The organism is Pantoea sp. BJFS-204, assembly GCF_049310725.1.
In the GTDB taxonomy this organism is placed as follows: domain Bacteria; phylum Pseudomonadota; class Gammaproteobacteria; order Enterobacterales; family Enterobacteriaceae; genus Pantoea; species Pantoea agglomerans.
The window spans coordinates 259,867-269,213 of record NZ_JBMOWE010000006.1; the positions used below are offsets into that span (position 1 = coordinate 259,867).

10 protein-coding genes and 1 rRNA gene are annotated in these 9,347 nt (G+C 53.4%); 7 read left to right on the forward strand and 4 right to left on the reverse strand.

What is annotated here, in order from left to right; genetic code table 11:
• Positions 1–12 precede the first annotated feature (12 nt).
• The 3 genes from rsmB to def are packed head-to-tail and all read right to left on the reverse strand — an operon-like array spanning position 13 to position 2,841.
• Entirely contained in the window at positions 13–1,314 is a 1,302-nt protein-coding gene (gene rsmB / locus ACO6VX_RS17590) for a 16S rRNA (cytosine(967)-C(5))-methyltransferase RsmB (protein ID WP_167423949.1), read from the reverse strand.
• Positions 1,315–1,363: 49 nt separating this feature from the next.
• Entirely contained in the window at positions 1,364–2,308 is a 945-nt protein-coding gene (gene fmt / locus ACO6VX_RS17595) for a methionyl-tRNA formyltransferase (RefSeq protein ID WP_158131344.1), read from the reverse strand.
• Between the two features lie 20 nt (positions 2,309–2,328).
• A complete protein-coding gene (gene def, locus ACO6VX_RS17600) occupies positions 2,329–2,841 on the reverse strand; it encodes a peptide deformylase (protein ID WP_010252747.1) in 513 nt (170 codons plus the stop codon).
• A gap of 115 nt (positions 2,842–2,956) precedes the next feature.
• Here def and dprA point away from each other — a divergent pair, with 115 nt between their 5' ends.
• The 6 genes from dprA to ACO6VX_RS17630 are packed head-to-tail and all read left to right on the forward strand — an operon-like array spanning position 2,957 to position 6,751.
• The gene (dprA, locus tag ACO6VX_RS17605; protein WP_167423950.1) at positions 2,957–4,081 is read left to right on the forward strand and encodes a DNA-protecting protein DprA; all 1,125 of its coding nucleotides are present in this window, start codon (positions 2,957–2,959) and stop codon (positions 4,079–4,081) included.
• Positions 4,053–4,526 (forward strand): DUF494 family protein Smg, encoded by a 474-nt coding sequence (smg, locus tag ACO6VX_RS17610; protein ID WP_010252741.1) that lies wholly within the window; start codon positions 4,053–4,055, stop codon positions 4,524–4,526. The genes dprA and smg overlap by 29 nt, the downstream gene beginning before the upstream one ends.
• Positions 4,527–4,550: 24 nt before the next feature.
• Positions 4,551–5,099, forward strand: coding sequence for a topoisomerase DNA-binding C4 zinc finger domain-containing protein (locus ACO6VX_RS17615; RefSeq protein WP_010252738.1), 549 nt, complete (start codon positions 4,551–4,553; stop codon positions 5,097–5,099).
• Between the two features lie 3 nt (positions 5,100–5,102).
• Complete coding sequence (tsaC, locus tag ACO6VX_RS17620) at positions 5,103–5,675, forward strand: L-threonylcarbamoyladenylate synthase type 1 TsaC (protein WP_010252735.1); 573 nt, start codon at positions 5,103–5,105, stop codon at positions 5,673–5,675.
• Between the two features lie 3 nt (positions 5,676–5,678).
• A complete protein-coding gene (gene aroE, locus ACO6VX_RS17625) occupies positions 5,679–6,497 on the forward strand; it encodes a shikimate dehydrogenase (protein WP_422458239.1) in 819 nt (272 codons plus the stop codon).
• Positions 6,494–6,751, forward strand: coding sequence for a DUF1488 domain-containing protein (locus ACO6VX_RS17630; RefSeq protein WP_061901994.1), 258 nt, complete (start codon positions 6,494–6,496; stop codon positions 6,749–6,751). The genes aroE and ACO6VX_RS17630 overlap by 4 nt, the downstream gene beginning before the upstream one ends.
• Here ACO6VX_RS17630 and ACO6VX_RS17635 read toward each other — a convergent pair.
• Positions 6,718–7,272 (reverse strand): gamma carbonic anhydrase family protein, encoded by a 555-nt coding sequence (locus tag ACO6VX_RS17635; RefSeq protein WP_022625145.1) that lies wholly within the window; start codon positions 7,270–7,272, stop codon positions 6,718–6,720. The genes ACO6VX_RS17630 and ACO6VX_RS17635 overlap by 34 nt on opposite strands.
• Before the next feature lie 490 nt (positions 7,273–7,762).
• Between ACO6VX_RS17635 and ACO6VX_RS17640 the strand changes: the two genes are divergently transcribed.
• A 16S ribosomal RNA gene (locus tag ACO6VX_RS17640) occupies positions 7,763–9,302 on the forward strand.
• The last annotated feature ends 45 nt before the right edge of the window (positions 9,303–9,347 follow it).

Here is a 9,347-nt window from a genome sequence, read left to right on the forward strand (position 1 = left end):
TCAATACTCATTTCAGTTTGTACCCGATTTTTTTATCAGCTTAGCGTAGAAGAAACCATCTCCGCCCTCGGCTTCCGGGAATACCTGTAAGCCGTTCGCGGGCGCATCTCTGAGGGGCTCTGCCTGCGCATCATGCTGGCGCTGCAGGAAAGCATCTATCTGCTGATGATTCTCTTCAGGCAGGATGGAGCAGGTGGCATAAATCAGTGTACCGCCAGGTTTCAGGTGCGGCCAGATAGCATCAAGAATTTCACCCTGAAGCTTTGCCAGCTCGGCGATATCCCGATCGCGACGCAGCCACTTAATATCAGGATGGCGTCGGATCACACCGGTAGCAGAGCAGGGCGCATCCAGCAGAATACGGTCAAACTGACGAACGCCGCACCACTGTTGCGGCGTTCGTCCATCACCCTGTTTCACGTCTGCTTTCATACCCAGTCGCTGCAGATTCTCATTTACGCGTTTAAGACGCTGCGCATCCACGTCGACGGCCATAACTTCGGCCTGAGGCGCGATTTCAAGGATATGGGTCGTTTTACCGCCGGGCGCAGCGCATAAATCCAGAATCTGTTCGCCGTTTTGGGGCTCAAGCAGCAAGGCACAGCGCTGAGCAGATAAATCCTGCACGGTAACCCAACCCTGATCAAAGCCTGGTAGCTGGCTGACCGGGGCAGGGGCGTCAAGCCGCAGCGCATCCGGCACATCGACAGCAGGCTGTGCATTCCTGCCGCTTTCGGCCAGCATAGCCAGCCACGTGTCACGATCGTGGTGCTGGCGATTAACCCGCAGCCACATCGGCGGACGCAGATTATTTGCTTCGACAATCTGTTGCCATTGTTCCGGCCAGGCATGCTGTAAACGCTTTAGCAGCCATCCGGGATGCAGATAGCGTTGCGGGCCATCCTGAACAGTGGCGAGCAGCTCTTCCCGCTGACGCTGAAACTGGCGTAATACGCCATTTAATAAGCCTTTCATACTGGTGCGCTTCAGTACTTCGGCGCCCGCGACGGTTTCTGCCAGTGCGGCATGGGCAGGCACACGGGTATATTCCAGCTGATAAAGCCCGACCATGATCAGATAGTGCAGAACCCGCTGTTTGCCGGTAAGTGGACGCTCCATCAGTTTGCCAATCAGCGCTTCCAGCTGCGGTAATGTGCGCAATACGCCAAAACAGATCTCCTGCACTAATGCGCTATCTTTGTCAGAGAGCTTTTTCTGGGCGGCTGGCAGTGCCGTATTCAGGGATTCGCCCTTGTCGACCACACGCTCAATAAGTTGAGCCGAGAGGCTACGCAGGTTGATAGATTTAGTCATAGGGTTTTGTCATCAAACAAAAGGCCCGGTGAGGGACCGGGCCTGAGAGTCAGTCCAGAAGGGTTCCAGGTTCAAACCATTCCCGGCGCGAGTTGAGAAGATCCTGAGCCGACATCGGTTTTTTACCGGCGGGCTGCAACTGGAGCAGGTTCAGTACGCCCTGAGCCGTCGCCACCTGGATGCCATGCTTGTCAGCATGAATAATTTCACCAGGCGCACGATCGCTGTGGGGCAGAACGCTTGCCTGCCAGACTTTAACCGGCTGATCTTCAATGGTGAAAAAGCTCATCGGCCACGGGTTAAAAGCGCGAATACAACGCTCAAGCTGTTCTGCAGAGAGTGTCCAGTCAAGACGTGCCTCCTCTTTACTGAGTTTCTCAGCATAGTTGGCCAGCGTTTCATCCTGTTTTTCAGGTGAAGCCTGCTGAGTGGTCAGTAATGTCAGCGTATCCAGCAGCCCCTGTGGGCCAAGCTGTGCCAGCTTGTCATACAGCGTGGCACTGGTATCCTGGGCAGTAATCGGACAGGCCAGCTTATGCAGCATATCGCCGGTATCCAGTCCCACGTCCATCTGCATGATGGTCACGCCGGTTTCGCTGTCGCCAGCCCAGAGCGCACGTTGAATAGGCGCAGCTCCACGCCAGCGTGGCAGCAGTGAGCCATGGACATTGATGCATCCCAGACGTGGCATATCAAGCACGGCCTTGGGCAGAATTAATCCGTAGGCCACAACCACCATCACATCGGCCTTGAGGTCAGCAACCAGTTGCTGATTTTCTTCAGGTCGCAGTGACTTAGGCTGATAAACCGGAATGTCATGTGCCATCGCCAGCGTTTTGACCGGGCCTGGCGTTAATTTGTTACCGCGACCAGCAGGACGGTCGGGTTGGGTGAATACGCCGATAACCTGATGTTCAGAAGCAAGCAGCGCGTCAAGATGACGCGCTGCAAAGTCAGGTGTGCCGGCAAAGATGATTTTTAGCGGGGCAGACACGTTTATCCCTTATTAAGATCTCAGGAAGCCTGCGCGTTCTGACGCGCCAGTTTCTCTAATTTATTTTTGATCCGTTGCCGCTTTAAAGGCGACAGATAATCGATAAACAGTTTGCCTTCCAGATGATCGATCTCATGCTGGATACAGATGGCCAGTAACTCGCTGGCTTCCAGTTCGAAACTTTTACCCTCGCGATCCAGTGCACGGACCTTTACCCGCTCGGCACGCGGAACAAATGCGCGCTGTTCCGGAATAGAGAGGCAGCCCTCTTCAATGCCGGTTTCACCGCTTTTTTCCAGCAGCTCAGGGTTAATCAGCACTAAACGCTCTTCACGACTTTCAGAGACGTCAATCACGATAATGCGCTGATGAATATCGACCTGCGTAGCCGCAAGACCGATACCTTCTTCGGCATACATCGTCTCGAACATATCATCAACGATACGCTGAATGTCTGCGTTAACTTCTTTAACGGGCGCAGCAACTTTGCGAAGACGCTCGTCAGGGAAATGTAATACCTGCAAAACTGACATAAATATCCAGATCTGTATTCGGTTAAGAAAAGATTACTACCTTATATTGTAGACTTTTCGAGGCCTGATTGACAGCATTCTGCGGCAGGAAGCAAGGGCGATCAGGGAGCTGAAGATGGACAAAATAGCGCAGTCTGTACGGCTGGCCGCCGTCACTGGAATGACAGGAAAACGCTGGGTTGATGTGGCGCAGCAAATAGGTGCCGGACAGACAGACAGGGAGCAGCTTATCCGGCTTGGCTTAGATGAGAGCCAGTGCCAGCAATATGATGATTTTAATGAAAATAATCTCACAGAAGTCTATTCCTGGCTGGATCAGAGTCCGGCTCATCATCTGGTGACTGCTCTGGACGCGGCCTATCCTGCCCGTCTTAAAGAAACCAACCGCTTTCCGCCGCTGCTCTATATTGATGGCGATCCTGCGCTTATCAGCACACCACAGTTAGCGGTGGTGGGCAGCCGAAACTGTTCACACTATGGCCGCTACTGGTGCGACTGGTTTACCCAGCACTTAAGCCTCAGCGGTCTGACCATTACCAGCGGACTGGCAAGGGGTATTGATGGTGTTGCGCATCAGGCAGCACTCAACGTAGGCGGTAAAACGGTGGCCGTGTTAGGTAGTGGTTTGCAGCGGCTCTATCCCAGCAATCATGCCCATCTTGCCGCAGAGATCGTTGAACAGGGTGGTGCGGTAGTTTCTGAGTTTCCGCTGACGACCCTGCCGCATCCGCTTAATTTTCCGCGCCGTAATCGTATTATCAGCGGCCTGAGCCATGGGGTGCTGGTGGTAGAAGCCTCGCTGAAGAGTGGTTCCCTGGTAACGGCGCGGTATGGGCTGGAGCAAAATCGTAATGTCTATGCCTTACCTGGCGCGCTCGGTAACCCGTTAAGCGAAGGCGTAAACTGGCTGATTCAGCAGGGGGCGCTGCTGGTGGCCCATCCCCATAACATCGTGGAAGATCTGGCAAGTGCACTTAACTGGCTGCCGATGACACCGGGCGGTGAAATTTATTCTGAGGTGAGTGACGATGCTCCATTGCCATTTGCTGATGTGTTGGCTAACGTAGGTGATGATGTTACACCTGTTGACGTTGTCGCTGAACGTGCCGGCCAATCTGTGCCAGTTATCTCAGCTCAGTTGCTGGAACTGGAGTTAGCAGGATGGATCGCAGCTGTACCCGGCGGCTATGTCCGATTGAGGAGGGCATGCCATGTTCGACGTACTGATGTATTTGTTTGAGACATATATCCACAACGAAGCAGAAATGGGTGTTGATCAGGACAGATTGACAGACGACCTGACGGATGCCGGGTTCCATCGTGAAGATATTTACAGTGCGCTGAACTGGTTAGAAAGATTGGCTGACTATCAGGAAGGACTGGTTGCGCCAATTTTACTGACAAATGATCCGCTCTCCATGCGTATTTATACCGATGAAGAGAGCAAACGTTTAGATGCTGACAGCCGTGGTTTCCTGCTGTTCCTGGAGCAGATTCAGGTGTTGAACCTGGAAACGCGTGAAATGGTCATCGAACGCATTATGGCGCTGGATACCTCTGAGTTTGACCTGGAAGATCTCAAATGGGTGGTACTGATGGTGTTGTTCAACATTCCCGGATGTGAAAATGCCTATCAGCAGATGGAAGAACTGCTATTCGACGCCAATGAAGGTATGCTGCATTAAATTTCCTTTCATGCATTGATCGCTATGAGTAAAGCTGCACTCTTCACCGTGCGTAAACAGGATCCCTGCCCCGCTTGCGGGGCAGAACTGGTTATCCGCTCCGGTAAACACGGTCCTTTTCTGGGCTGCGCGAACTACCCGGCATGCGACTACATTCGACCCTTAAAGGGTCAGGCCGATGGTCATGTGGTCAAAGTGCTGGAAGGCCACGCCTGTCCCGAATGCGGTGCGGATAAAGTGTTGCGGCAGGGGCGATTTGGCATGTTCATTGGCTGTAGCCTCTATCCGGAATGCGGATACACCGAAACCATCGACAAACCAGATGAAACCTCGCTGGCCTGTCCACAGTGCCATGAAGGCCGGTTAGTTCAGCGGCGCTCCCGTTACGGCAAAACGTTTCACTCCTGTGATCGCTATCCAGCCTGCCAGTTTGTTGTGAATCTGACACCCGTTGCCGGAATCTGTCCTTATTGCCAGTATCCGCTATTAGTTGAAAAAAAGACGGCCCAAGGGATCAAACGCTTTTGCGCCAGTAAAAGTTGTGGCAAAGCCATTGCTGAAGAGAATTCATAGACCATGGAAAATCAACACCTCGCCGATTCACTTGAAACCTGCCTAGAGCAGCTGAATCGACAGGCGGTCATCGCCTATCCTACTGAAGCCGTATTTGGTCTGGGCTGTGACCCTGACAGTGAATCTGCCGTCATGGCTTTACTGGCGCTGAAACAGCGTCCGGTAGAAAAGGGGCTTATCCTGATTGCGGCTGATTACACCCAGCTGGAACCTTACATCTCCGCTCGGGAACTGTCTGTGATACAGCGTGAGCGGATGTTTGCATGCTGGCCCGGCCCGGTGACCTTTGTCGTACCCGTTCCGCCACAAACGCCTCGCTGGCTTACCGGACAGTTTGATTCACTGGCCATTCGCGTCAGTGACCATCCTGATGTGCAGGCCCTTTGCCGCGCATTTGGTAAACCGCTGGTCTCAACCAGTGCAAATCTGTCAGGCCTGCCTCCCTGCCGAACGGCTGAAGAAGTGAAGCAGCAGTTTGGTGAGCAGTTCCCGGTTCTGTCGGGAAAAACGGGTGGGCGGCTCAATCCCTCTGAAATCCGCGATGTCATCAGCGGCGAACTTATACGTCAGGGCTAATTCATGGATCAATTCGCCGTTTTCGGTAATCCGATCAACCACAGTAAATCTCAGCTGATCCATCAGGCTTTCGCTGAACAGACGGGCGTTGAACATCGCTATGGTCGGATTTGTGCCCCGATAGATGGTTTTCCTCAGGCGCTCTCTGCCTTTTTCGAACAGGGAGGCCGTGGCGCCAACGTGACGTTACCTTTTAAACAGCAGGCATGGGAATTTGCCGATCAGCTCAGCGAACGTGCAGCCCTGTCCGGCGCGGTAAACACGGTGAAAAAACTCAGCGATGGGCAGATCCTAGGTGACAACACGGATGGTATCGGGCTGTTAAGCGATCTTGAACGGCTGAAGATGATCAATGCTGGTGACAAGGTTTTGCTGGTGGGGGCGGGCGGTGCTGCACGTGGGGTCATTCTGCCGCTTCTCTCAGCAGGCGTGACACTCACTGTTGTTAACCGTACCGCCGCGCGGGCGGAAGAGCTGGCTGGCCTGTTTGCAGCGAGCGGCACTATCCGCGCATGTGGTTTTGAGCAGCTGACAGATCAGCACTTTGATCTGATCATTAATGCGACCTCAAGCGGTGTAAATGGCGAAACCCCTCCTTTACCTGCAGCAGTCATTCATGCTGATGTGCGCTGTTATGACATGTTTTATCAAAGCGGGCTGACGCCTTTCCTGCGCTGGTGTCAGGCGCAGGGCTCGGCTCATCTGGCAGATGGTTTGGGCATGCTGGTGGGGCAGGCTGCTCATGCCTTCTATCTGTGGCACGGTGTGATGCCGGAAATCGCGCCGGTGATTACCCAGCTTAAACAGGCCATGCAGCCATGAATCAGGCGATACAGTTTCCTGATGATGAAACCTACGATGCAGAACTGAACGCGGTCTGTTTCCCGGTGCAGGTCAACGGCATGCGGCTGACCTGTGCAATCAGCGGGAAGTCGCTGACTTCACGTTTTGGTGAAGGGGAGACGATGGCGCTGTTTCAGCACCATCGCTGGGATCTGGAAGATGAGGCCGAAGCGGCTATCCGTCAGGATAATATTGATGCTCAGGGCTGGATCTGGTTATCTCCCGCCAGGTAATCATCTTTCCAGGCGACATAATTATTAGCGGAATAGCGTAAACCTTCCTTCTCATTGTCATTCAGCGGCCTGATCTGCCTGACCGGACTACCCAGATAGAGATAGCCGCTCTCCAGTCTTTTACCTGGCGGCACCAGACTTCCGGCACCAATCATCACTTCTTCTTCTACTATTACGCCATCAAGCAGAATCGATCCCATTCCGACCAGCACGCGATCGCCAATGGTACAGCCGTGTAACATCGCTTTATGCCCGACCGTGACATCCTCGCCAATAATAAGAGGGAAGCCTTGCGGGTTAGACGCTGATTTATGCGTAACGTGCAGAACGCTGCCGTCCTGTACATTAGTACGGGCACCAATGCGGACCTGATTCACATCACCCCTGATCGCAACCAGCGGCCAGATGCTCACGTCGTCCCCCATTATGACATCACCGACCACAACACTGCTTGGATCGACCATAACGCGCTGGCCAGTTTGCGGGAAAAGGTCTTTATATGGACGTAGGGCGGAAGCCATCATGTTCTCCTTTGTTCTGTTTTCAATGCAGCCTGATGCGATTTCAGGCAGCTGACAAGCCAATTCTGGCCTGGATCGCTGGCGATCTCATCAATCTGGATCATTTATAACCGTTCAGATAAAAGATCCAAAAAAAGGGTTGTGCTCTGAAACGGGATCCCTATAATGCGCCTCCATCGACACGGAACACCGGCAACGGGAAGCGGGTTGAGAGGCACAGGAGACTGCGCCGCCGGAGAAAAACTTCTGAAATAGAGGTTGACTCTGCAGGAGGAAAGCGTAATATACGCCACCTCGCGACAGGACGCTAACGCACTGTTCGCACTGCTCTTTAACAATTTATCAGACAATCTGTGTGGGCACTCGCAGGATTGATATCAGCGTCTCCGGACGTAAAAAAATATCAAGCCTCACGAGTGAACACATAATGAAATTCATTATGACGTTTTACAGATGAGCACCGCTTAACTTGTTTAAGCAAATCAAACTTAAATTGAAGAGTTTGATCATGGCTCAGATTGAACGCTGGCGGCAGGCCTAACACATGCAAGTCGGACGGTAGCACAGAGAGCTTGCTCTTGGGTGACGAGTGGCGGACGGGTGAGTAATGTCTGGGGATCTGCCCGATAGAGGGGGATAACCACTGGAAACGGTGGCTAATACCGCATAACGTCGCAAGACCAAAGAGGGGGACCTTCGGGCCTCTCACTATCGGATGAACCCAGATGGGATTAGCTAGTAGGCGGGGTAATGGCCCACCTAGGCGACGATCCCTAGCTGGTCTGAGAGGATGACCAGCCACACTGGAACTGAGACACGGTCCAGACTCCTACGGGAGGCAGCAGTGGGGAATATTGCACAATGGGCGCAAGCCTGATGCAGCCATGCCGCGTGTATGAAGAAGGCCTTCGGGTTGTAAAGTACTTTCAGCGGGGAGGAAGGCGATGCGGTTAATAACCGCGTCGATTGACGTTACCCGCAGAAGAAGCACCGGCTAACTCCGTGCCAGCAGCCGCGGTAATACGGAGGGTGCAAGCGTTAATCGGAATTACTGGGCGTAAAGCGCACGCAGGCGGTCTGTTAAGTCAGATGTGAAATCCCCGGGCTTAACCTGGGAACTGCATTTGAAACTGGCAGGCTTGAGTCTTGTAGAGGGGGGTAGAATTCCAGGTGTAGCGGTGAAATGCGTAGAGATCTGGAGGAATACCGGTGGCGAAGGCGGCCCCCTGGACAAAGACTGACGCTCAGGTGCGAAAGCGTGGGGAGCAAACAGGATTAGATACCCTGGTAGTCCACGCCGTAAACGATGTCGACTTGGAGGTTGTTCCCTTGAGGAGTGGCTTCCGGAGCTAACGCGTTAAGTCGACCGCCTGGGGAGTACGGCCGCAAGGTTAAAACTCAAATGAATTGACGGGGGCCCGCACAAGCGGTGGAGCATGTGGTTTAATTCGATGCAACGCGAAGAACCTTACCTACTCTTGACATCCAGCGAACTTAGCAGAGATGCTTTGGTGCCTTCGGGAACGCTGAGACAGGTGCTGCATGGCTGTCGTCAGCTCGTGTTGTGAAATGTTGGGTTAAGTCCCGCAACGAGCGCAACCCTTATCCTTTGTTGCCAGCGATTCGGTCGGGAACTCAAAGGAGACTGCCGGTGATAAACCGGAGGAAGGTGGGGATGACGTCAAGTCATCATGGCCCTTACGAGTAGGGCTACACACGTGCTACAATGGCGCATACAAAGAGAAGCGACCTCGCGAGAGCAAGCGGACCTCACAAAGTGCGTCGTAGTCCGGATCGGAGTCTGCAACTCGACTCCGTGAAGTCGGAATCGCTAGTAATCGTGGATCAGAATGCCACGGTGAATACGTTCCCGGGCCTTGTACACACCGCCCGTCACACCATGGGAGTGGGTTGCAAAAGAAGTAGGTAGCTTAACCTTCGGGAGGGCGCTTACCACTTTGTGATTCATGACTGGGGTGAAGTCGTAACAAGGTAACCGTAGGGGAACCTGCGGTTGGATCACCTCCTTACCTGAAGATACCTTCCCGCGCAGTGTCCACACAGATTGTCTGATA

Coding starts and splice junctions, on each gene's coding strand:
- ACO6VX_RS17635 (WP_022625145.1), bottom strand. CDS start 7,272: ATGGCTTCCGCCCTACGTCCATATAAAGACCTTTTCCCGCAAACTGGC.
- ACO6VX_RS17615 (WP_010252738.1), top strand. CDS start 4,551: ATGAGTAAAGCTGCACTCTTCACCGTGCGTAAACAGGATCCCTGCCCC.
- ACO6VX_RS17630 (WP_061901994.1), top strand. CDS start 6,494: ATGAATCAGGCGATACAGTTTCCTGATGATGAAACCTACGATGCAGAA.
- tsaC (WP_010252735.1), top strand. CDS start 5,103: ATGGAAAATCAACACCTCGCCGATTCACTTGAAACCTGCCTAGAGCAG.
- rsmB (WP_167423949.1), bottom strand. CDS start 1,314: ATGACTAAATCTATCAACCTGCGTAGCCTCTCGGCTCAACTTATTGAG.
- aroE (WP_422458239.1), top strand. CDS start 5,679: ATGGATCAATTCGCCGTTTTCGGTAATCCGATCAACCACAGTAAATCT.
- def (WP_010252747.1), bottom strand. CDS start 2,841: ATGTCAGTTTTGCAGGTATTACATTTCCCTGACGAGCGTCTTCGCAAA.
- dprA (WP_167423950.1), top strand. CDS start 2,957: ATGGACAAAATAGCGCAGTCTGTACGGCTGGCCGCCGTCACTGGAATG.
- smg (WP_010252741.1), top strand. CDS start 4,053: ATGTTCGACGTACTGATGTATTTGTTTGAGACATATATCCACAACGAA.